The organism is Halalkalibacter flavus (genome assembly GCF_036663575.1).
GTDB classification, from domain to species: domain Bacteria; phylum Bacillota; class Bacilli; order Bacillales; family Bacillaceae_D; genus Halalkalibacter; species Halalkalibacter flavus.
This window is the reverse complement of record NZ_JAWRVK010000407.1, coordinates 1-239: the sequence shown is the minus strand read 5'-3', so window position 1 is coordinate 239 and position 239 is coordinate 1. Positions and strand designations below refer to the sequence as shown.

At 47.3% G+C, this 239-nt stretch carries 1 protein-coding gene; it reads left to right on the top strand.

Annotated features, from left to right (window positions below):
- Nucleotides 1-27 precede the first annotated feature (27 nt).
- On the top strand, nucleotides 28-239 hold a 212-nt coding region (locus tag SAY88_RS25630; RefSeq protein WP_332635253.1), incomplete at its 3' end, for a hypothetical protein.

Sequence of the window (239 nt, the reverse complement as noted above, 5' to 3'; positions counted from 1 at the left end):
TAAAACACCCAGAAGGCCTAATCTGCTTTGAAAGACATGAAGGCCAAGATCGAGCAACAGATGAAGAGCAACCCACAAATCCAAGAAACAATTAAGGGACTCGAGGCCAAGATTGACGAAGCCACCGCCAATCTGAAGAAGGAAAACCCCGAAGTTGCAGCTAACGCCCAGAAAATTATGGACAATATGAAGTCTGCCTACGAATCGGTGACCAAGGAAATGGAGAAGGTCAACGCCGG